Annotated in this window: 12 protein-coding genes; 5 read left to right on the forward strand and 7 right to left on the reverse strand. The window is 57.9% G+C overall.

All coding sequences use genetic code 11. The features are described 5' to 3' along the window. Positions 1 to 284: 284 nt before the first annotated feature. Together RISK_RS26945 and RISK_RS26950 are read left to right on the forward strand one after the other, a co-directional pair. A complete protein-coding gene (locus RISK_RS26945; protein ID WP_083435200.1) occupies positions 285 to 3,314 on the forward strand; it encodes a DUF1553 domain-containing protein in 3,030 nt (1,009 codons plus the stop codon). Continuing rightward, on the forward strand, positions 3,311 to 4,783 hold the full coding sequence (locus RISK_RS26950) for a DUF1501 domain-containing protein (RefSeq protein ID WP_047817409.1): 1,473 nt from the start codon (positions 3,311 to 3,313) through the stop codon (positions 4,781 to 4,783). The genes RISK_RS26945 and RISK_RS26950 overlap by 4 nt, the downstream gene beginning before the upstream one ends. Before the next feature lie 125 nt (positions 4,784 to 4,908). On the opposite strand, the gene RISK_RS26955 is transcribed toward RISK_RS26950, so the two are convergent. Next, complete coding sequence (locus RISK_RS26955) at positions 4,909 to 5,943, reverse strand: tetratricopeptide repeat protein (protein ID WP_047817464.1); 1,035 nt, start codon at positions 5,941 to 5,943, stop codon at positions 4,909 to 4,911. A 134-nt stretch (positions 5,944 to 6,077) separates the two neighbouring features. Beyond that, positions 6,078 to 9,041 (reverse strand): hypothetical protein, encoded by a 2,964-nt coding sequence (locus RISK_RS26960; protein WP_047817410.1) that lies wholly within the window; start codon positions 9,039 to 9,041, stop codon positions 6,078 to 6,080. A 186-nt stretch (positions 9,042 to 9,227) separates the two neighbouring features. Here RISK_RS26960 and RISK_RS26965 point away from each other — a divergent pair, with 186 nt between their 5' ends. Then, positions 9,228 to 11,681, forward strand: coding sequence for a hypothetical protein (locus RISK_RS26965; RefSeq protein WP_047817411.1), 2,454 nt, complete (start codon positions 9,228 to 9,230; stop codon positions 11,679 to 11,681). A gap of 123 nt (positions 11,682 to 11,804) precedes the next feature. Here the strand turns inward: RISK_RS26965 and RISK_RS26970 are convergent, their stop codons facing one another. Then, positions 11,805 to 14,276, reverse strand: coding sequence for a hypothetical protein (locus tag RISK_RS26970; protein ID WP_236696751.1), 2,472 nt, complete (start codon positions 14,274 to 14,276; stop codon positions 11,805 to 11,807). A 337-nt stretch (positions 14,277 to 14,613) separates the two neighbouring features. Next, the gene (locus RISK_RS26975) at positions 14,614 to 16,803 is read right to left on the reverse strand and encodes a M13 family metallopeptidase (RefSeq protein ID WP_047817413.1); all 2,190 of its coding nucleotides are present in this window, start codon (positions 16,801 to 16,803) and stop codon (positions 14,614 to 14,616) included. A gap of 198 nt (positions 16,804 to 17,001) precedes the next feature. Between RISK_RS26975 and RISK_RS26980 the strand changes: the two genes are divergently transcribed. Further along, on the forward strand, positions 17,002 to 18,354 hold the full coding sequence (locus tag RISK_RS26980; RefSeq protein WP_047817414.1) for a Gfo/Idh/MocA family protein: 1,353 nt from the start codon (positions 17,002 to 17,004) through the stop codon (positions 18,352 to 18,354). 187 nt (positions 18,355 to 18,541) lie between these two features. Continuing rightward, positions 18,542 to 18,667 carry a hypothetical protein gene (locus RISK_RS33735; protein ID WP_390173971.1) on the forward strand — a complete coding sequence of 42 codons (126 nt, stop codon included), beginning with the start codon at positions 18,542 to 18,544 and terminating at the stop codon, positions 18,665 to 18,667. A 219-nt stretch (positions 18,668 to 18,886) separates the two neighbouring features. On the opposite strand, the gene RISK_RS26985 is transcribed toward RISK_RS33735, so the two are convergent. The 3 genes from RISK_RS26985 to RISK_RS26995 form a co-directional block, all read right to left on the reverse strand. Next, positions 18,887 to 20,101, reverse strand: coding sequence for a hypothetical protein (locus RISK_RS26985; protein ID WP_047817415.1), 1,215 nt, complete (start codon positions 20,099 to 20,101; stop codon positions 18,887 to 18,889). A 666-nt stretch (positions 20,102 to 20,767) separates the two neighbouring features. Beyond that, complete coding sequence (locus tag RISK_RS26990; RefSeq protein ID WP_047817416.1) at positions 20,768 to 22,234, reverse strand: serine/threonine-protein kinase; 1,467 nt, start codon at positions 22,232 to 22,234, stop codon at positions 20,768 to 20,770. Beyond that, a complete protein-coding gene (locus RISK_RS26995; RefSeq protein WP_047817417.1) occupies positions 22,231 to 22,812 on the reverse strand; it encodes a sigma-70 family RNA polymerase sigma factor in 582 nt (193 codons plus the stop codon). Before RISK_RS26995 ends, RISK_RS26990 begins: the two co-directional genes overlap by 4 nt. Between the last annotated feature and the right edge of the window lie 201 nt (positions 22,813 to 23,013).

Consider the following 23,013-nt stretch of genomic DNA (forward strand, 5'->3'; position numbering starts at 1 on the left):
ATGCGTCATCAGCGAGCGGTCTCGCGATCGCGAAACGTGTTCTGAAACGATTCCGCTATTCACGTGGTGTGGCGTTCATCACCTCGTTCTGCAAGGGCCAACAGGACAATGCGGGGATTTGCAGTTCGAGAGAGCTGCGATCCCTCTATAATACGCGTGTTCTGCTTCCGCCCAGAAACCCGCCTCGACCTCCCTCCATGCCATATTTCTGCCCCGGTATCTCCCTACCAGCCGATAAGAATTCCCCGATTCGTCCTGTGTTTGGGGGGTGTGATTTCAGGTCCATGCTCCGCTGGAGATGTGCCCTCGAACGCGGCATGCGGATCGGTCCGCTTGCCTTGCTAAGCTGCCTGTGCCTGAGTGGCGTCGTGGCGGACGTGGCTTCGGGTGCGGAACCAGTCAAAGCAAACAGTCCCACACCCGGCGACGAATCCCCGGTTGATTTCAATTCTCAGATTCGCCCGATCCTGGTCGCGAATTGCACGTCGTGTCACGGTGGGGTGAAACAAGCCGGTGACGTCTCGTTCATCTATCCTGAGCAAGTCCTGCCGCCGGATGGATGGATCGTGGAACCAGGCGACCCGGACGCGTCGATCCTGATCGAACGGATCACGACCGAAGATGCCGACACACGCATGCCGCCGCCGGATGAGCATCCCGATCCGCTGTCGCCGGAAGACATCGAGTTGCTGCGTCGCTGGATTGCCGAAGGAGCCCCGTGGCAGAACATGTGGGCGCTCACGCCGTTGACTCCCGCCGTGTCTTCCGTCGCTTCCGAGCTGGCCAGCAAAGAGGGCCCCAGTTGGGGAACCCAGTCGCTCGATCAAATCGTGCTGGCAAATTTGAAAGCCAAGGATCAAACGCCGAGCGAAGAAGCACCCGCGGAGCAGTGGCTCCGGCGAACCTCGTTTGATCTGATTGGATTGCCACCGTCGGAAGCACAACTCAAGGGGTTTCTCTCAAAGCTGGAATCAGCGTCTTCGCCGAACGAGAAAGAAGCTGCCTACGCGGCGCAGGTCGACGCGATGCTGGCCGAGTCTCATTTTGGTGAACGATGGGCATCCGTGTGGATGGACCTCGCTCGCTACGCTGACTCGATGGGGTTCGAAAAAGATCCGCATCGTGACATGTGGCCTTACCGCGATTGGTTGATCGAAGCCTTCAATGCCGACATGCCCTACGACGAATTCACCATCAAGCAATTGGCGGGTGACTTGGTCGAAGACGCGACGGCGGAAGACTGGATCGCAACCGCCTTTCATCGCAACACGCAAACCAACACCGAGGGCGGGACCGACGACGAAGAGTTTCGTATCGCCGCGTTGATCGACCGCGTCAACACGACTTGGACCGTGTGGCAGGCCAGCACCTTTGGTTGCGTGCAGTGCCATTCGCATCCGTACGATCCGATCGAGCACAACGAATACTACTCGTCGTTGGCGATGTTCAACGACACGATGGATGTGGATCTCCCAGATGATTATCCCACCATTCGGATCCCCAACGATCCATCACAATTGGAACACGCGATTGGTGTGCAGCGACGAGCCGAAGAGCTGCGTCATCAACGCAATGCAGTTGGATGGAACGTCACCCGCACCGCGAAATGGCAGTCGGTTGCGCCAACTTCGTTTGCAACCACCGACGGCAAACTGAAGCAGGTCGGCAATCAGATCGTCACGGATGGTGGCACCTTCCCGCCTGGCACGAAGTACACGATCGAGCTGGATCTCGAGAGTTTGCAAACTCAATTGGGTGAGCAGTCTTTGTCGGCGATGAAGCTGGACATCTTGCCGCTCAGCGATGATCCAGCTCAGTGGCCCGAACAAGGTTCCGTGCTCAGCGAACTCACTGCCGAATGGATCGACGCCGAAGGCAAGGCGACCCCGGTCGAGTGGGCCGGCGTCATCGTGGATGCGATCACCGGCAGCACTGAACCGGAAGATGTTCTTCGCGGCAACGCGTCGGGTGCCGGCGAATACCCGAAGCTGACTGGACCACGGCAAACCGTGTTCGTGATGCGAGAACCGAGTTCCTGGGAATCACTGAGTGAGAAGTCGATCCAAACGCTGCGGTTGAGCATGCGTCAGTCGCACTCGACCTCGGGAAACGTCGCCACACCGATCCGTCGATTGGAATGGTTCGCGACATCGGACGAGGAAGCCAGCCAGTTGCTCGCCAGCGACGAGTGGAAACAGCTCAGCGAGTCGCTTCAACAGGCCCGCAAGGAAGCGTCGCAGGTCCAAGGTCCCAAGCTGCCAATCGTTTCCAATCGTCCGGTATCCGCCGGGCGAGACACACGTGTGTTCGTGCGTGGGAATTGGATGGAACATGGGGAACAGGTTGATCCGGCCATTCCCGTGGCCTTCGTCCAAGGCACCTCGGTTCGTCCCGCGGACGTGAAGAACCGCTTGGACCTGGCACAATGGTTGGTTTCCAATGACAACCCGCTGACCCCGCGAGTTTGGGCCAACCGAGTGTGGGCTCAGTTGTTCGGAATTGGGTTGGTGGAAACGCAAGAGGACTTTGGATCCAGCGGTCTGCAGCCGACCCATCCGCAGTTGCTCGATCACCTGGCCCTGCGACTGCGAGACGAGCACCGTTGGCACCTGAAACCGTTCCTGCGTGAGTTGGTGTTGTCATCGACTTATCGCCAAACGCATCACGTCAGCAAAGAACTGCAGCAGGCCGATCCTCGAAATCAGTGGTTGGCTCGCGGACCGCGAACGCGATTGACTGCCGAGATGGTTCGCGATCAAGCGTTGGCTGTGTCAGGATTGTTGACCGAGCAAATCGGTGGCCCGTCCGTCATGCCGCCCCAACCCGATGGCGTTTGGCAGACCGTTTACAGTGGGGCGTCTTGGAAAACGGCGGCCGGCCCCGAGCGTTATCGACGGGCGCTTTACACTTACTGGCGACGAACGAGTCCCTACCCGAGTTTCTTGACCTTCGATTCACCCACGCGAGATCTGTGTGCACCACGGCGAATCGCGACCAACACGCCTCTGCAAGCCTTGGTGACGCTGAATGACCCCGTCTACGCCGAATGTAGCAGCGCGTTGGTGGGTCAAGCCACCGCAGCGGAATCCATGGACGCCAGCGATCTGATCGAATCACAAATCGCTCGGATGTTCGTGCTGGTGACCCAAAGCCAACCGACGGAATGGGAACTTCATGAATTGAAGGCACTCTACGACGACTTGGACGAAACCAGCGGCGTCCCACAAGGCGACGGCAAACTCAACGTGGACCAGAACGCACTTGCGATTGTGGCCAGCACCATTTTGAATCTCGACAAAGCACTGACCAAATGAATCCTCTCAACGACTCTGTGCGTCATGGTTTGTTGGAATGGCAAACACGGCGACACTTTTTGCAGAACTGCTCGCTCGGTTTGGCCGGGATGTGGTTGGGCAGTCAAGCCAACCCTGTTCGCGGTGAGGCCGCGCAATCCGGTGTCACGGCACCGAGGTTGGCACCGCATTTCCCACCCAAAGCCAAACGTGTGATCTTCCTGCACATGGCGGGCGGACCGAGCCAGTTGGAATTGTTTGACTACAAACCGGACTTGCAACAACTCGATGGGCAAGACACACCAGCCAGCTTCTTAGAAGGAAAACGTTTCGCCTTCATTCAGGGCGTCCCAAAATTGCTGGGGCCGCAATTCCCCTTTGCACAACATGGCGAAAGTGGGGCTTGGGTTTCCGATCGACTGCCCCACTTTCAATCGGTGGTCGACAAAGTTTGCTTCGTCAAATCGATGCACACAACTCAGTTCAATCACGGTCCCGCTCAGTTGTTGTTGCACACCGGCAGTCAAAATCTTGGCTCCGCGTCCTTTGGTGCATGGACGATGTACGGCCTCGGCAGCGAGAACCAGAACCTGCCCGGGTTTGTTGTCCTGGTCTCCGGCGGCAAAACACCGTCGGCGGGAAAGAGCGTTTGGGGATCGGGCTTCCTGCCTTCCGTGCACCAAGGCGTCCAGTGCCGCAGCAAGGGCGACCCGGTGCTGTACCTTTCCAATCCGGAAGGTGTCAGCCGCGTCCAGCGACGTCGTGCATTGGATACGCTGGCGAAACTCAACCGAGAAACGTTTGAGCAAACCGGTGACGCCGAGGTGCTGACGCGAATTTCTCAGTATGAAATGGCGTTCCGGATGCAGACCAGTGCGACCGAAGCGTTTGACCTGACTCAGGAAACCGCCGACGTTCATGCGATGTACGGGACCAAGCCCGGCGAAGAATCGTTTGCGAACAATTGTTTGCTCGCTCGCCGACTGGCTGAACGCGACGTGCGTTTCATTCAACTGTTTCACTGGGGTTGGGACTCCCACGGTGCCGGTGCCAACGAAGCGATCAACAAAGGGTTCCACGATCGTTGTCGTGAAGTCGACCAGCCGATGACGGCGCTGCTGAAAGACTTGGATCAACGTGGCCTGCTGGAAGACACGTTGGTTGTCTGGGGCGGCGAGTTTGGTCGAACACCGATGCGAGAGAATCGTGGCGGTCGCGAGATGAAGTTGATCGGTCGCGACCACAATCCGGGTTCGTTCACGATGTGGTTTGCGGGTGGCGGAATCAAACCCGGTGTTTCGATCGGGCACACGGACGACATCGGTTACGAGGCGGTCGAGAACAAAGTTTCGCCTCACGACTTGCACGCGACGCTTCAGCATCTGCTGGGCATCGATCATCACAAACTGACTTACATGAGCCAGGGCCTGCCGCAACGATTGTCCAACGTGACCCAGCCTTCACGGATCGTGACGGACATGTTCGCTTGACCTGCCATCTCGGGGCTTCCACCCCGAGCTATCCACGAGGACTCCTCCGGAGCCTTGGACGCAGATTCGCCCCGGAGGGGGCCGTCATCGTTAGCTCGGGGCGGAAGCCCCGAGGCCATCTGAAGTCAGCCGCTTAGGCCGGGGTAGCGTTGTTGCAGTTCGGAGCGGGCTTCGGCGGCGCGGTCGGGTTTGCCGACTTTGGTCCACAGATCCGCGAGTTGCTTCAGAGCTTCGGAGTGCGGGCCGGGGTGAGTCGAGAACATGAGTTGGGTGTGCAGGTAGGCGAGCAAGGCTCCTTCGGTGTCGCCCATGGCCGCGTAGCTGGCTCCTTGAGCGTTGTAGATCTCAGCGGCCGTCTCGGTGTCCGTCGGATTCAACTTGGCAATCAGTTCGTTGACCATGTCGAGTGCCTCTTGCCCTTTGCCTTGTTTCGCCGTGGCGATGGCCAGGGCTGCTTTGGACAGCGTCTGCAGGCGCGCACCCTCGGGCGATTGGACACCAATGCTGACGATCTTTTGCAAGTCGCTGGCGGCCTCGGCGTCTTTGTCTTGTTTCAGTTTGACCAACGCATTGAGATACAGCGATTCGATTTTGGTTTCCGACGAGGGAGCATTGCGAAGCGACCCGTAGTACTTCGACGCTTGGTCGTACGAACCCAACTTGACCGCCAAGTCACCGAGCAGTTTGGCTGTGTCGTAGAAGTGCCAAGAGCCCGTGTTTTGCTTGATGAAGTTGAGTGCGGCGGTTGCCGAGGCTCGCAAGTCGCCATTGCCGGACAATGCCTGTTGGGCTTGGCAGTACATCACGTAGTAGGCGAAGTCCGCTTTCTGAGGGGCGCGGTTCAGTTTGCTGGCATCGACAGTCTTGAGTTCTGCAATCGCTTGATCGAATTGATTGTCGATTGCGAATTCACGGCCTTGGGTCAGGCCACCGGGATCGCCTTGGAAGAGCACCTTCTCAATCGCACCGGCGTTGAACGTTTGGTCCTTGCCGGACACCGACATCACAATGCCGTTCTTGCTGATGGATTTGATCTTTCCCAAGACAACCTCGCCACCGCGCGGGTACAGCCGGTCGGTTTGCGCCATGACGGGGGACGCAATCAGCAAACCGAGCAAAACGGCACTGCAGCGAATGGAAAGACGAGCGGTGGCAATCATGGATGTCAGTGCTTGAAGAGTGAATGCAGGTTGTGAAGGCGTAGCGAAAGTCGTCAAGACTTTCGGCGAATCCGGGTGCAGCTCAAAACTCTTGACGAGTTTCGCTACCCCGGACATGGAATTGACATGGAACGTCACTTCAGGCCAGTCGCGGGTTGCCCAGCGGCTTGTTGAATCTGTTTGAGCAACGCGTCGAACTTTTGCTTTTGTTCCGGCCCGCCCATTTCGGGATACAGGACAACCAGTCCGGTGATGTCCCGAATGGCTTGTTCCACGATGGCGTCGCTGTTCGTCGATTTGCCTTGCAGGTAACGGCACAGAGCGACGTGGTAGCGAGATTCGAAAAAGATGTCTCGGAACTGTTCGTTTCGCTGAGTGAGTTGACTGATACGGCCCCAGCCCCAAATCGTGTTCTTTTTGTCAGGTCCAGGGCGACCTCCACTGAGTGCGGACTTGTAGGCTCGACCGGCCAATTTGGGTTGCAACTCGCCTGCCCATTGTTCGTACGTGAGCGCGGCTTCCTTTTGTGCGTCCAGCATCATCGATTTTTGCTTCAGAACGCTTTCCAGTTCATTGAGTGCCGCCGAATACTCGCCTCGCAGGCGTTGTGTCTTGCCCAGTAAGAATCGATTGGTCAGGCCTGCTTCGGAAGGATCTTTCAAACTGGTGAAAGTATCGGCAGCCGACGTCAGCAACGCGGCGGCTTGACCATCAGCTTTCTTTTGACCCGGGGCCATGGTGGCCTCACCAAGTTCCATCAGGGTCTGGCCAACCCATTGCAGGGTCGCTTTGTCGTCCGTCGAATCAGCGATGCGAGTCAGGAAGACCTGGAACGCATCGACGAGTTTGGTCTTCTTGGCCGGAGGTGCCGTGTCGAGTTGTTGACGAATGTCGTTTGCCAGCGACACGAACGTGCTGACCAAACGTTTCTCGCCGTCGGCTCCCTGGGCATTCGAACGAAGTTCATCGATTGCGCCCGCCGCACGGTCAAGCAACTTGTCCGTGCCTTCGTCGCTGGTTGTCATCAACCCAACCACCGCTTGCAGTTCCGTGCGATACAAATCGGAAATCATGGAAGTGGAGGGCTTGTCCATCTTCGATCGGTTTGCGATGGGGCCGAATTTCGGGTGGTCCAGTGTTTGGACAGCAGCATCGGGGGCATCGGTTCGGACTTGGATCTTGGCCAGGGTGAGCGCCGCTTGGAATGCTTCCATCGACACCAAGCCACCTGAGATCCCGTCGAGTCCCTTTCGAAGTTCCTTGGCGGCGGCGTTCATTTGTGCTTGCGATTCGTCTGGTTTCTCTTCTGAAATCAGGCGAATGGAGTCGTTCCACAGCGATTGGCCGAGCAGCCGAGCCAGCATGAATTTTTGTGGTCCGTCGGCCATTTCGTCGATCAGTTTTCGGCTGCCATCAAAGTCATCGTTGCTCAGTGCCAACCGCACCATGATGTCTTGTGCAGCGGCGGCCTTGGGATCATCCGGCCAGATGCGAACGAGGTAATCGCCAACGGATTGCAATTCCTTCAACCAGTACTCGGCTTCGCGATCGCCGGACTGGGTGATCAGTTTTTGAGCGGACCCCAGTGCCAAGACGCCACCGACCAACCCCGCGTCAGTTCCAGGAGCGTTCTGAGCGAGGAAACGGCCAGCCACAAAGCTGTCCCGGAAGTGGCTTTCCTGTTGCAGCAAGTAGGTCAAGAACTTGCGGGCTTCGTTGACCTGCATGGTGTCCGATTCGGCATCGATCATCGACAACCCACGCCGCAGGATGATCACCCCGGTCTGACGCGCGTTGACGAGGGAGTCTTCGACTTCCTTGATTTGGTCGGCGGGAGCTTGGTCCGCTTGCAGCTTTTGAAGTTGTTCGCTCAACAACTGAGTCGTTTGAACCAATTGGTTCGCCGAGCTGAAGGCTTCGTCAAAGTTGGCTGGGTCGTCAGCGGTGGGAAGTTCCACAGTTTCATCGCTGGATGCCACGCCGAGTTCGGCCAGCAGAGTTTGGGTTTCGTCGGCGTGAGGACCTTCCACCTTTCTGGCCGACAGGAGCAGTTGCCTGGCGTCGCTGGTCGCTCGTGTTCGTTCGTTGGGTTTGGTGTCTTTCTCGTCCTTGCTTTTGGCAATGAAGGCTTTGGCAAGCTCGATCCGCAGTTCTTGCGAAATCGGCAACCGCTTCTCGTTGGGCCGCAGGGTTTTTTCAAACTCTTCGCCTTGTTGGATCGCGTCTTTGTAGTTCGGTGGGTCTTCTGCGAGCGCGAGTTTGATCAGTCCGATCGTGGCCCCGATCTTGGGTTCACGAAGCGGATCAGCGTCCTGCTGTTCCAGCATTCGCGTGTAGCTTTCGATCGCCTTTTCTTTTCGGCCCAGCAAGCGTTCGATGTCACCGCGTTTGTGATAGGCGGACGCACCGATGATGTACTTCTCATACTTCTCGCTCAGTTCGACCATCTCGACGAGCGCTTTTTCGAGCAGGCTCTTGCCGTCTTGGGCTGGGTTTTCGAACGTCTTCGCGCCCATCATCTGAGCTTCGCCCGTGTTTTGGCGAGCGAGCAAGTACTCGAACCGATACTGGTCTCGCAGAGCTGCCTTGTCGGGATCCTTGGCAGGATCGATCTTGGCGCCCTGCATGCCTTCCAACTTGGATTTCAGATCCGCTTGGATGTCGTTGAAGGTTTTGGCGGCCTTGGCATAGGTCTCTCTGGCCTTGGTTCGCTTGTCGGAATCCAGCTCCCCACTCATGTATTGGGCTGCGCGAACCATTTGCAATTTGCCCAGCATCGATCGGGCTTCGCTGGCTCGTTCGTGAGACGAATTGGCGTTCACGTAGGCCTGCAGTTCCGATTCCGCTTTCTCGAATGCTTGGTCGCGTTGGCTGGTGCTGCGAGAGGCGATCGCGGCATCGATCGACGTCTGTGCTTTTTCGAGCGGGATCGCGGAAAGCAGCTTGGGGTCCACGCCGGGGACATTTGGCAACCGATCCAGGTACACATCGGCCAGTTCGTAGTAGCCCGCCGAGCGAAGACGTTTCAAAAATTCTTCCGCGGGTTCACCTTCTGCGGCAACGTTGGACGATGACTGCAGAATGGAACTGAAGAACATCGCCGCAACGACCCGGATGGCTAGTCGAGTTCGGCGACGAGACGATGGAGTCGGTGCTGGCATAATGGGTGCAGACGAGATGGGAGAAGAGCTTCGGATGGTGGTGCCGCGACCCTTGCGGTTGTGTTGCATCGCAAAGGACTAGATTAAAGTGCGAAAGTACCGGGAGCAACCTTTTGCGGCCGGATGTGTCCACGAATCCAATGCGTGACCATGCGTATCCCCAACGAAATCAATCGTGACAATCTCTATCGTCGACGCGCGAGAGGTGGCCTTCCCACCCAAACTTACCGGCGGCTGTTTCGGTTGATGCTGGCGTTGGTATTGGTCCTGATGGTGATGAGGCAAGCGGCGCGTCCTGGGGTGTATGCGATCTTCTTTCCCGAGACGATGGTCCCGGTCCAAGTGGAGACAACCTCGCGTTTGGCCGAGAAAACCGACGCGCAAGAGGCTCTATCGGAGTGGGAAACGGTTCAGGCTGCCGTCGCAGAACAAATTCTTTCAGAAGACCAAACGCTCGAAGACGGCGAACGTACTCCCACCCGAATGGAGCAGGATTCGCTCATCGCTCAGGTGGACGACGGAACCGTTTGGCGATCGGCGGATCAGCCCGCTCTGTGTGCGACGTTGGCGCTGCACCGATCTCAGCAGGCTTGGACAGCGGAGCCACCCTTCGAGCCTGTCCTGGAAACGGGGGTGTTGCCTTTGTTGCAGCAGCCCGACGTTTACCGCGGCCGAACGGTGCGTGCGACCGGAAAGTTAGTGCGAATTGTTTCCGTCCAAGCCAACGCGAACCAATGGGGAATCGATCGCTACTGGGATTGTTGGTTGCATCCCGAAGACGGAAGCCTGCGGCCTTGGCTGGTCATCGTTCCTGAATTGCCCCGCGGAATTCGCGAATTGGTGCCCGCCCTTGTGAGTGATCCAACGTCCAGCGGTGCCGTGGATCTGGATTCACCGCTGCCGACAATTGTCGTCGAGGGGGAATTTGTGAAGCGGCTTTCGTATCAATCCGCGGACGGGGTGGAGCTCACGCCCGTTGTCGTGGGGCATGTGCAAGCAGTCCGGTCCAACGGCAACCCTGTTGTCGGGGCCGCGATTCAATCTGTGCCGATGAAAGGTTCGGGGGTGCAGTCGCAGGAGAAGTCCCGTCCGCTGTCCTTGGGGATGATTGTCGTGATTGCGACTTTGATTGGCGTGGGCATCGGAGTCTTGGTGATGTGGCGTTCGGCGGTCTCGCACCGGCGTCTGCGGGCCCGACGCCAGCAAGATCATGTCACCCTGCCACTGGTGGCGTGTTTGGCGTTGGGGTTCTCGTCGTTGACAGTGAATCAGGTTTGGGGTGTCGCGCCCCAGGCCGACGCAATGGACCGTGTGGAAGAGAATGGCACCGGGGCAGGTGACTCGTCGCTATTGAACCTGTTGTCAGGGTTTGACGTCGAGCGACTGAAACGACTCGGCGATCGGATGCAGACGGGCAGCAATGGCAACGCGGCCAGAGACGAACAAGCCAAGTTGGTGTTCCGGTTGAAGCGGCTGTCGGAATCCACGTTGGATCAGCGGCGCCCCAAGTTGGCACCATCATCTGTTTCAGTGGGCGATGCCGTTGAGATCGACGGAAAGATTGAGTCGTTTCAGTTTGTGGCCGTTCCGGATGAGCTGACGGAGTTCTTGGGCCTGCGTCAGTTAATGGAATTGGTTCTGGCGGATGAAGCGGGGTCGCAAAGGCAGGTGGTTGCCGCGCCGTTGCCAAAGCAGGTTGCGGTGGGCGACCGGTTGTCGGGCATCGGGGTTGCACTTCAAGGTGGCGACAAGACGCCGGCGATTGCCGTGGCTGGAAATCTCCGTTGGCATCCGGTGCAACCGGAGTCACTCGGCTGGCAGGTGCTCAGCGAGTTGGATGTGGACATCTCGCGATTGCCCGAGATTGTGTCGCTCAGTCGCCGACCTTTGATGGACGCGGACTCTCAGGTTTTCTTCTCGATGATTGGGGCGGCGCATCAAGCCGGTTCGATTCCCATCAGCAGCGAACCGCTGGGGCCCATTGCGTCTGCGATGCGAGCGTCGGCGGTGGAGGTCAGTCCAACGGATCTGTTGAAGGAGCCCCAGAAGTGGATTGGGCAGTGGATCCGGATCGATGTGGAGACAGTCCGGTGGACCCGCGTGTCGGTGGAGTTGGATGCTCGGGCCCAGCAGGTTGGCAGCGACCATTACTACCAAATCGACGCGATGGGTGATCTGGGCAATGTGCAACTGAAGATTGCGACAGAAGATGGCGAGACCGTCACCATGCAAAATCGTTATCCGGTGACGTTGGTGACCGCCGAGTTGCCCGCGTTCCTGGCCGAGGAGAACGCTCTGTCACGCACGATTTCCAAGCCGGTTCGGGTGGAAGGGTTTTTCTATCGCTTGTGGAGTTACGAGTCCGATTTCATGGCCTCGCACGGCGGCAAGCAGTTTGCGCCGTTGTTGATCGCGGGCCGTTGGGGCGATCGAACTCCAACATCGAAGGATCCCATCGGCGTTGGTTGGATCGGAACCCTCGCGGCCGCGGGAGTGGTCACGGCGATTGTGGCGGCACTCGCGTTCGCTTGGTTCAATCGCCGCGGTGACCGCTTGGCACGCCAGCAGCGAGTGTAGAGGTCAGTTCCAACTCAATTTGAGGGTAGCGGAACTCGTCAAGAGTTTCGTTGGTTGCTGGAAAACCGAAAGCCTTGACGACTTCCGCTACGGCCGTAACTCGTTTTTAGGCCTAGCAGACCACTACCGGTCTTCGCCCAGTTTGATCTCAAAACCGGTTCGTTCGTTGATCGTTTCAAAGAATCCACGAACGATGTTGGTCGCTCCGTCGTCACCGATCAGCTGAGCCATGAAACGCTGTTGCGGCTGGCTGAATTGCTCACGCAGTTGCTCCATCTCAGGTTGGAACTGAGTGGGTTGAACCACGTAGTAGACCGAGAGTGGTGCGTTGGGGGCGACATTGGCTTGGCCCACTTCGGTGTTGAAGACCGATCGCATGAATTCATCACCGACCGAGTTCAGTTCAGGGACATTGCCGATCGAAGTTTGCATCATGCCAACCATGTTGAGCCAGCTGAACGGGCCCAGTCCGGTGTGCAAGTTGTCTTCTTTGCCTTCCGGGACGATGTCAGCCAGTTGCTTGCCTTCGGTCAAGGAGTCGGCCAGTTTCCTGGCGGCTGCTTGGGCCAATTCGCGAGCTTCTTCCGTGCGGATCGCCAGGATGACTTCTTCGCGAACCTCGTCCAATTCGGGGGTGTACGCTTCGATGTCTTTGGTCTTCCAGGAAACATACGACTTCGCATTTTCGAGGTCCACCGAACGTTGGGGCGCGAACGCTGGTTGGGCAGGGATGGACGAACCGTCCTGCATGGCGGCTCCAAACATCATCGCGTAGTAGGGAGCACCGCGTTGTTGCAGCGATTGGCCCAGCCCGTAGGATTCGCCGATCGGCTCTTCACTGACGGAGACACGATTGACCAAGCCAGTCGTGCCATAGCCGAGTCCCTTTTCTTCTGCGATCGCCTTCAAGTCCGGACGTGTGGGAGCCTCTTCGGCGGTCGAAACGCCGACCGCAACGTTGCTCTCGTGGACGGCCATTTCACTGAAGTAATCCCGCATCAAAGCGTTCATTTCGGTGATGGTTTGGTCCAGCTTTTGACGTGCGGTTTCGGAAACCATGTCGGTGGCAATCGCATCGCGAACGTCTTCGAACGATTGGGGTTTGGTCTCGGCGGGTTCGTCGCCCAGATCCAATCCATCGCCCAGTTCCATTTCGTCGTCGCTGGTCTCAGTGGCTGGGGGAGCGTCAGCAGGAGTTTCAGGGGCGTCATCGTCGTCTTGGAACGCGACCAGTTGAACCGCTTCGTCGCGTGAGCGGAGCATGGAACTGTCTTCGTTGGCCGGTTCGTCTGTGCTTTCTTCGGAGCCAGTTTCTTCTGAGGTGGTTTCTTCTGAGGTGGTTTCTTCTGAGGTGGTTTCTTCTGAGGTGGTTTCTTCTGAGGTGGTTTCCTCGGCAGGAGTTTCTTCGGAGGCGGGCTCTTCCGCTGGGGGTTCCTCGGACGAGGTTTCGCTGCTTTCTTCGCTGGTGGGCTCGGTTTCAGCTTCCGCTTCGGTGGTTTCTTCCACCATTTCTTCCGCGACCGTTTCTTCGGTTTCGGTGGCGGGAGATTCTTCTTCGGTCGTTTCCGCTGTTTCTTCGGCTGCTTCTTCCGCAGCGTTTTCGATTTCCATCGCTTCGAGTTCTGCGGTGGCGTCCTCGGTTGCCTCGACGGGCATTTGGAAATCGCCACCGGCCAGTCGGCGTTCGTACTCGGCGCGGATGGCTTCTTCGGTCAGCTTGGCTTTTTCTCGTTCAACGAAATCGTTCAGGTCGGCGAAGACGAATTCGATCTCGGCCGAATCCGGACGACGGAACTTGGGTTCAGGGCTTTGGTCGTTGGGATAGGCCAGCAGATCCTTTCCAGCGTCGTAGACCTCTTGGATCTTGGACTGGCTGGGGGATTCATCGGTTTGGTCGAGGTATTCGGCGACCAGCACGCCGTAGGCGTCGATGTTGGCGGACTGATTGGTCTTCAGGAAATTTCGCCACTGAGCCAAGGGGGTGGTGACGGGCATGCGGCCGTTCATCAGGCCCACCATCGCACTGCGTTGGTAAAGATCCGATAGCAAATGCATCCGCAACTGTTCGTACAGTTGGATGGGACCCATTTGGTTTTTGGTGAACTGCATCAGCATCGAACCGATTTCGTTGTCGCTGAGCAATCCATCGGTGTAGCGGCTGAGCCAGTTGCGAACGGACGTGTCATCCAGCTCGAAACCGGCTTTTCTGGCTTCGCTGTAAAACCGCATCGTGTTGATGGTGGCTTCTTCGCTTGGATTTGCATCGATGCCGAGCGATTGGATCTGGCCTGATTCTTGGTCGTATTGAAAACCAGGGACCTGTGGCACTCCGCCACGCCGGATCGTTTCTTGGCCCAAATCGCTCAGGAACCCGACGATGGCACGGTGCTGCTGCGTTGTGCGGGCGACGCGGCTCTGCGTCAGCGTGACACCGTCATAGACCGCCGCGACTGGGTCGGAATTGGATCCGCCTCCTCGCCGCAGGTAAGTGTCCAACGCAGGCAAGACGACGAACGCAAACAATGCCAACAAAGTCAACAAGACCATCATTGGTTTGAGGTTGCGTCGAAAAATCTCGAACGGGCTACTGCTCATCGTTGGGTCCAAAAAACAAAATGGTTGCAATTCAAACCGCAGAGGGTATCCCCACGGGAATTTACTGGTCAAGGTGAGTTGAATCGAAGGCTCGCCAGCGGGGCAAGCACCTCGGGGTGATTCGGCGGTCGATTGGGTGAAAGGGGTGTCAGAATAGGTAAGCGACGAAGAATGGCTGGTTCGTCACCACGCTTCGGGAGCTTCCTGGCCTTCTGGTCACCAAAAAACCGACCATCGCCTGCTCACTCGGAACGAGATGAGCCGTGAAAAAGAATCCGGGCTCCTTCTCTGAGAATGAGCTTGGGGAAACATCCGAGCTCTGAAAATCGCGGCGATCTCACCAGATCCGAATGCGTTCTTCGGGAGCGATGTAGAGCGGGTCGGTTTCGTCGATTCGGAACGCTTCGTACCAAGCGTCCATGTTGCGGACGATTCCGTTGACGCGGTATTCGCTGGGGCTGTGCGGGTCCGTGATCAAACGTTTCCGCAATTCGGGTTCGCGATACAGGCGACGCCAGATCTGGGCCCAGCCCAAGAAGAATCGTTGATCACCGGTCAAATTGTCGATGACCTTGGCCGGTTGGCCTTCCAGTGACAAGCGATAGGCTTCGTAAGCGACGCTCAGGCCGCCCAGGTCGCCGATATTTTCGCCCAGCGTCAGTTCGCCGTTGACGTTCATGTCCTCAAACGGTTGAAACGCATTGTACTGGTCGACCAAACCGGAGGCTCGCTTATCGAATTCTTCGCGATCCTTGGGCGTCCACCAATTCACCAGGTTCCCGTCGCCGTCGTACTTGCTGCCTTTGTCGTCGAAGCCGTGCGAAAGTTCGTGACCGATCACGGCGCCGATGCCGCCGTAGTTGACCGCGTCGTCGGCGGCCAAATTGAAGAAGGGGGGCTGCAGGATCGCAGCCGGAAACACAATTTCGTTCATCGTCGGGTTGTAGTAAGCGTTGATCGTTTGTGGCGTCATGTGCCACTCGTTGCGATCAATCGGTCCACCCAACTTGGCGAGTTGACGCTCGGTTTCAAAAATCGACGCGGCGATCAGGTTGGTCGCGGGGGACTCAGCCGTGATTTCGAGTTTGCTGTAATCCTTCCATTCGTCGGGGTAGCCGATCTTGGTGTGGAATTTGCCAAGCTTCGTGAGGGCCTGTTTCTTGGTGCCTTCGCTCATCCAGTCACGCGATTCAATGCGTTCGGCGAAGGCGCGTTTGAGGTTTTCAACCAATTCGTTCATGCGACGCTTGGCTTCGGGGGCAAAGTGCTCTTCGACGTACAGTTGCCCGACCACCTCACCCAAAACGCTGCCGGTCAAATCGACCGCTCGTTTCCACATCGGTTGCTGCTCATCGATTCCCGAGATGGCTTTGTCGTGGAATTCAAAGTGGCGTCGTTCCAGGTCTGCCGTCAATGCGGATGCGTAGGCATCGATCGCGTGGAATTGCAGGTACGCTTTCCATGCTTCAAGGCTGTGGTCGGCGAAGAGATCACCAAGAGATTTCAGGTAGCTGGGCTGCCGGACGACAAAGGCGTCTTGGTCGGTCAGGCCAATCGCATGGGTCATCGCAGGGACGTCGAAGCCCGCGATCGTCTCATCGACTTCCGCGAGCGTGAGTTTGTTGTAGGTTTTTTCGGGGTCGCGATTCTCGGTCTTGGTCCACTGGTTCTTCGCCAGTTCGGTTTCGATGGCCACGACTTGCTGTGCCAATTCATCGGCGGACTCAACCGACAAAACTTGCAGCATGTCTTGGACGTATACCTGCAACGCTTCGCGGGCCGACACGTATTGGGGATCGTCTTCGAGGTAGTAGTCGCGGTCGGGGAGCGTCAAACCTGACTGAGACAGGTACACCGTGTAGGTGTCGCTGGCCTTGGCATCGACGCTGATGTAGGCACCCAAGGGAGCGTCCACGCCGACGCGAGACAGTTGACCGATCGTGGCACCGAGCTCGTCTTTGGATTTCAATCCGTCGACGATCTCCAAAACCGGTTGGATAGGCTTGAGCCCGAGTGCGTTGCGTTGGTCGAGGTCCAACACACTGCGATACAGATCGCCGACCTTTTGGGCTGGCGTGCCCTGCTCGGCTTTGGTCTCAGCCGATTGTTCGATCAACGCTCGGACTTGGGACCGCGTCGCGTCGTCCAGCACCGTGAAGATTCCGTAGTTGGATTTGTCCGATGGAATCGGCGTGTTTTCCAGCCACTCTTCATTGGCGTGCAAGTAGAAGTTTTGGCCCGGTTCGACGGTGGCGCTGAATAGAGACTGGTCGATGCCAGAGACTTTGTCGGCAACCGTTTGGCTGGTCTTGCCGGGAGATTTCGCGGAGACAACGGCGGGCTGCAAGACTGTGCCGAGCAAGGCCAAACCCGCGGCGGATTTGCCAAGCGACGACAGGCCGGCCAAAGCGATTCCAAAGCAGCCCTGCAGGCGAACCCCGCGGGAAGAACGAGGGCTTGAGGGTCGGGGCATACGAGTGGTCACGAGCAATCCTTTTGTCGAAACGAGTCGATTGGAAAGAATCAATGGGAGGGTGCGAAGTCAGCGGAGAAACGACCCCTACGATTCCAGCGAATTGCTAGTTCGTGAGGCGAAACTCCGGGGGCATCGTCCCACAAATCCGGGTTGGTGTCAGGTGCTGAAATGCGACACTTGGGCACCCCGGCCGGGTAAGATGTCTGACCCACCCGCACCCCCGCCTTTCGTCCCCACTGCGAGGAAATTATGCCAAAGCCCCATCCCACCCCCGAGTCGCAATCCGTCTCGCGTCGTCGTTTCCAAAAAACAGCCGCGACCACATTTGTGCTCTCCGCCGGAACGGCTTTGTCGCGTGCCCAGGCAGCGGGATCCAACGATCGCGTCGGTCTGGGGTTCATCGGCGTCGCCAACCGTGGCAGCCAATTGATGAAGGCCTTCGCGGAGCACAAGGATTGTCAGCCTGTGGCGGTCTGTGATGTGGATTCCCAAGCGATGGCGACGGCCGCGGCAAAAGCAGGCGAAACCGCGGGCGGCAGCGTCTTTCAGACCGGTGACTACCGTGATTTGTTGGAACGTTCCGACGTCGATGCCGTGGTCATCGCCAGCCCCGATCATTGGCACGCCTTGCAAATGATCTCGGCTTGCCAAGCGGGGAAGGACGTTTACGTCGAAAAGCCACTCTCGGCGACGATTTTCGAAGGCCGAGCGATGGTCAAGGCCGCTCGCAAGTTCAACCGGGTCACGCAGGTCGGCACGCATCGCCGTAGCAGTCCGCTGTATCACGAATTGGCCGGGCGGGTGCAGGATGATTTGTTGGGGAAAGTCTGCGTGTCACGCGCGTACCGGCTCAGCAACATGGCTCCCGCTGGCATCGGCAAGCTTCCCACGTCGAAGCCACCCGCCCATCTGAACTGGGACATGTGGGTGGGCCCGCGGGCCGAGCAACCCTATCAAGACAACATCGCCCCGTACAAATTTCGTTGGTGGCAGGACTACAGTTCGCAAATGGGGAATTGGGGAGTGCACTACCTCGACGCGATTCGTTGGTGCCTGGGCGAAGAGGCACCGTCCAGCGTTTGTGCGATGGGCGGACGTTTTGGTGTCGACGATGACCGCACGATCCCGGACACGATGGAGGTGACATTCCAATTCGCATCGGGTCGATTGGCGGTCTTTGGACAATACGAAACCAGCATGAACCCGACGCTCGCCTCAGGCGAAATCGAACTGCGCGGCACAAAGGGAACGGCGTACGTTTCCGAACGCCAGTACGAGATCCTTCCTGAACGACGCGGTCAGTTTTCGAAGCAAGAAAACTTTGCCAAGCCGGAGACTCGTTCGGAGGTTTCCAACAATCACGTGCTGACCGTCAATCACGCTCGCAATTTCTTGGACTGCATGGTGTCGCGTGAACGCTGTCACGCTGACATTGAGATCGGTCATCGCAGCACCACGTTCTGTCACCTGGCGAACATTTCGCAAACGCTGGGCAAGCGACTGGAATGGGATGCAAAGGCGGAGCGGTTCACCAACGACGAAGCCGCCAACGAGATGCTGCACTACGAGTACCGGGCCCCGTGGAAATTGCCCACGGTTTAAGACGTCGTCGCTGCGTAGGCCAGGTTCCACCTGGCATGGGTGAAACGCCGAGGCACGGTGCGCACGCGAGCGATGTTGGATCACACGCCTCGCTTTGTTCCAAAGCATCGGACGTGTTGCCAGGTACAACCTGGCCTACGAATCTAGGTAGCCGGATTCGCCAGAATTCGGAAGGCACCTGGCGAACATTTCGCAAACGCTGGGCAAGCGACTGGATTGGGATGCAAAGGCGGAGCGGTTCACCAACGACGAAGCCGCCAACGAGATGCTGCACTACGAGTACCGGGCCCCGTGGAAATTGCCCACGGTTTAAGACGTCGTCGCTGCGTAGGCCAGGTTCCACCTGGCATGGGTGAAACGCCGAGGCACGGTGCGCACGCGAGCGATGTTGGATCACACGCCTCGCTTTGTTCCAAAGCATCGGACGTGTTGCCAGGTACAACCTGGCCTACGAATCTAGGTAGCCGGATTCGCCAGAATTCGGAAGGCACGGCGGTGTCACCCACCGAATTATTGGCGAATCCGGCGACGGTCAATTCTGGGTGTCTTGCAGGCTCTTGTCGATCAATTCTAGCTGTTTTTGGGCTCGCTGCTCGACCGATTCGGGGCGGCCGAGCTCTTGGATGGATTCACTGAGTTGTTGCAACTGTTTTTCCAGTTGCTGAATGTGCAGTTGCTTCATGCGGATCTGATCCCTTTCAAGCTCGATGAACAGACGCTTGATCCGATTTTTTGCTTGGGGCACCTCCTCTTCGCCTGCGCCTGTCAAACGCTTGAGTTCTCGGGCGATTTGTTGGCGAATTTCCTGAGTCTTCTCTGCGACCTGTTGGAGGGAAGGATCGAGGACGGGTGATGCGGACCGCTTCGATGGTTGAGCGGCGAATGGATCGGCTCCGCTGGAGGCTGCAAATGGATCCGATGACTGTGGCGACGAATTGGTTTTCGACGGGGACCCTCCAAACGGGTCGGAGGCCGCAGGGGCAGCAAACGGATCTGGTTGAGCGCCGGGAGAGGGCGCCCTGGCAAACGGATCGCCGTTGGGATGGTCAAACGGGTTGCGGTTCATCAGCTCTTGCGAGAAGAACAAGTCAATGCGGGGGCGTCGGCCGTTGGTCTCGGACGACTCGGCCAAATCCAACGCGATCGCGATGTGTTGTTCCATGTTGGATTTCAACGCCGTCTGACTTCCAACCGGGACCTGCAACCAAATGCTGCTTTGGTCTTTGGGAATGTTGAAGTCACTGGGCAGGAACGTCACACGGTTCAAACCAAATCGCAATGCTTTCAGGCGGATCTTTCGTTTCCAAGAATCGACGTCTTCTTCTTTCATTCCCTCCGGCATGCGGGCGATGACGTGCCGCTCGGGTTTGTCGGGGATCGAAAGTTTCATGTCCAAGTCGATCAACCCGGAGGTGGGTTGGCGGTATTGAACGGTGGAGAATGGCATGCCACCCATGCCTCCCATGCCGCCTCCCATACCGTGGTTTTGGGGTGGGAAACACTTCAGGACGTCCTGAACCGTCAGGAAGGGTTTGGTCTCGAAGTCATAGTCGGGACCGAGAAGAATCGTGACTTTGAGAGGGAGGTTGGAAGGTGACGGAGGAGGCGTGCTTCCCATTCCCATGTCCATCCCTCCATACATGTCCATCACCATGTCTTCCTGCGCCTGCAGCGAACCAGTGGGCATGGTGATGCCAAACATCAAAGAAAAGACAACCGCAAACAGCAGACTCAGTCGTGTGCACATGAGAATTCTCCGAGTAGGCCAGGTCTCACCTGGCGATGGTGATGGGACTGTTTCTCATTCTTCATGGGGCAGATCCTTTGTGGGTTTCGGCCCGGTGCACCTCTCCCGAAACGAAGTTTGGGGAGAGGTCGAGCGACGCCGTTCAGGCGTACGCGAGGGTGAGGGTCGGGCATGGTAGGCGGCGTGCATTGCCTGGACGGTCAACACTTGAGGGTTGATACCGTTCTGGACCGCGCAAGTTCTGTTCCACGACTTCGCCCCAACGGGGCAGCCCTATCACAGCCCAGGGCGACGCCCTGGGGTGCGGCGGGAAAAAGATTGCAAAGCCCCAACGGGGCGGTCCTAGCGTTTTTGAGGGGCTCTCTGTTAGGGCCGCCCCGTTGGGGCTCGCGTTGGAGCGTTCGTAACGAAACCCCAGGCGATGCCTGGGGCTATCGTAGGGCTGCCCCTTTGGGGCGTGGCGCAGAACCAAAAACAATGCCGCATTGTCCGTGTCGACCCTCAAGTTTTGACGGTCTTCGCGTAACCCTCCCCGGCATTCTCGCTGAACGCTCGCATTCAGCCCATCCCCAACTGCGTTCAGGAGAGTGAATTCACATTTGCAAACACTGCATCTGAACGCCTCACGGCCTCTTCGCTCAATCCTGTGAAGCGGGGACGAAGCATTCATGGTTGCTCATTGACTTCAAGGCTTCTTTGCAGCGATTCAATCTGCATCTGGATCAATTCCAGTTGGGAATCGATCTCGGCCAGCGAGGTGGATTCGTTCGTCGTTGGTTCGGTCCACACCGATTCGGTGACCGGACCCGCGAGGGCAAAGTCGGGATCGACGGGCTCGGGTTGGGACGCGGAAGGATTGCTAGCCGGTCGCGTCTCGACGACAGTCGATTGGGTCGTTCTCGATCGGTTCCAAACATTGGTGGCGATCAATGGAATGGAAGCCAGAAGCAGAACCGCCAGTAAAACCGCGAGACGGATGTGGGGTCTTTTCGATGCCATCACTTCGCTCGGAAGAGGGATGCTGGGTTGTTGCACGTGGGCCAAGCAGGCTTCCAGCAAACGCTGCGTTTCTTCGGCGCTGCTGATTCGATTTCTTGCGTCCTTGCGAAGCAATTGATCGACCAAGTGCTCCATCCAAACCGGAACGCTCGCTTGGCTTTCCCGCATCGGACGATGAGGATGATCTGTGATCCGGCGCAGAATTCCGTAACTGGTTTCCGAACGAAAGGGTGGACGTCCCGTCGCCATCGCGTACAGCACGCATCCGAGTGCAAACAGATCGCTGCGAGCATCGACCGATTCACCACGTGCTTGTTCGGGTGACATGTACTGGGGCGTTCCCGCGATCACTCCGGAGCGTGTGACCGTCACGTCATCGGCGGCCCGGGCCAAACCAAAGTCGGTCAACATCGTTCGGTCGACGGCAGGTTCGATCAGGATGTTGGCGGGCTTCACGTCGCGATGCACCAATCCTTGTCGGTGGGCGGCAGCGAGCGCCGCGGCGACTTGGATACCGATCCGCAGCACATCGGTGATCGGCAGCGGACCCTCGGTGTCGATGCGTTGTTGCAGTGTCCGGCAAGCCACATACGGCATGACCAAGTAGGGCAGGGTGGCCGATTCACTGACGGACAAAATCGGCATCACATTGGGATGCACGATCGCCGCGGTTGCCTGTGCCTCGCGAAGAAAACGTTTGCGAGCCGTTCCGATCGAGGCCAAGTGGGGCGACATGACTTTGATGGCCACCGGACGATTCAGCTCCGGTTGAAAACCCTTCAGCACAATCCCCATTCCGCCATGCCCGATCACGGACTGGACCTCGAACTCACCGAGTTTGCCAATCGCATCGGGTTGGTCGGTTGGCTGCAGAAACGATACCGCGAAATCGGCCAGCCAAGCCGTCTCGCTGGGAGCGGCCAGTTTGGGTGTGTCGAGCGCGAGGCTGCCCGACATGGTTTCACGCCGGAGCGATTCGCGAATCCCGTGGGAGGACTCCGCGAATTGTTCGATTCTGGTCTGGCAAAGCTCGCATTCATCGAGGTGGGAGGTGACGTCTTCGTCGGTCTGTGCGTCGGCGTGCTCGTCGAGCACCAATCGCAGGACATCGTCGCTGGGGTGCCAGGCGTTCACTGCATCACCTCGTCGAGAACCAATCGAATGCGACGCAAAATGCGGGAACGGGACATGTAAATGCTGCCCGCGGAAACGTTCAGTTCTCCGGCGATCTCAGCAACCGGTCGGCCTTCGATCATCGTGCCCCAAAACGCTTTCCAGCTTGTCGGGGCGAATTCGGAGCGGACTTTCTCGGCGGCCCAAACAATCAATTCATGTTGGTACTGATCCTCCAACGCGGGATCATCAATGGCGGGCTGTTGGTCGAGTTGCAACAGTGCGTCCGTGCCGCCTTGCCCGGTGATCTGTTTTCGCTGGCGAGCCATGTACTTGATGACGACGTTGCGGGAGACCTGGTGGACCCAACGCCGGAACGAGGCTTCTTTGCCGTCGTCAGAGAACCCATCAATGCTGCGTGCGATCGAGATCAGGACTTGCTGTGTGACGTCGGCCACGTGCGACGGGGGCGTTCCATGCCGTGCGACCAGGTGCTTGAGAAACGGTTCGTAGGTTTCCACAAACGACCACCAAGCCGATTGGTCTGCCGCACCGCCCAATCGAACGATCAAGCTCGGTCGTGTTTCGGGAGAATGCATGGCTGGGGACCGCCGAAAAGAAAAGCTGCACCTGCTCCGTCACGTGGCTCCTGTCGGAGCGACGCTGTGAACGAAACGTGTCGTCTAAGCAACGCGTCAACAACAAGTGACGATGTTAGCGGTGTGGCGCAAGCCGCCCGGTAAGGAACCGGAGGGCTCGCGCCCTTCCGCTACGTCACTTTTTGTTCACGCGTTGCTAAG

It is taken from the genome of Rhodopirellula islandica (assembly GCF_001027925.1).
Taxonomy (GTDB): domain Bacteria; phylum Planctomycetota; class Planctomycetia; order Pirellulales; family Pirellulaceae; genus Rhodopirellula; species Rhodopirellula islandica.

Bases quoted from the DNA above. Each gene is read 5' to 3' on its own strand.
- RISK_RS26960 (WP_047817410.1), bottom strand. From the start codon at position 9,041: ATGTTCTTCAGTTCCATTCTGCAGTCATCGTCCAACGTTGCCGCAGAA.
- RISK_RS26980 (WP_047817414.1), top strand. From the start codon at position 17,002: ATGCCAAAGCCCCATCCCACCCCCGAGTCGCAATCCGTCTCGCGTCGT.
- RISK_RS26950 (WP_047817409.1), top strand. From the start codon at position 3,311: ATGAATCCTCTCAACGACTCTGTGCGTCATGGTTTGTTGGAATGGCAA.
- RISK_RS26995 (WP_047817417.1), bottom strand. From the start codon at position 22,812: ATGCATTCTCCCGAAACACGACCGAGCTTGATCGTTCGATTGGGCGGT.
- RISK_RS26945 (WP_083435200.1), top strand. From the start codon at position 285: ATGCTCCGCTGGAGATGTGCCCTCGAACGCGGCATGCGGATCGGTCCG.
- RISK_RS26965 (WP_047817411.1), top strand. From the start codon at position 9,228: ATGTGTCCACGAATCCAATGCGTGACCATGCGTATCCCCAACGAAATC.
- RISK_RS26970 (WP_236696751.1), bottom strand. From the start codon at position 14,276: ATGAGCAGTAGCCCGTTCGAGATTTTTCGACGCAACCTCAAACCAATG.
- RISK_RS26985 (WP_047817415.1), bottom strand. From the start codon at position 20,101: ATGTGCACACGACTGAGTCTGCTGTTTGCGGTTGTCTTTTCTTTGATG.
- RISK_RS26955 (WP_047817464.1), bottom strand. From the start codon at position 5,943: ATGATTGCCACCGCTCGTCTTTCCATTCGCTGCAGTGCCGTTTTGCTC.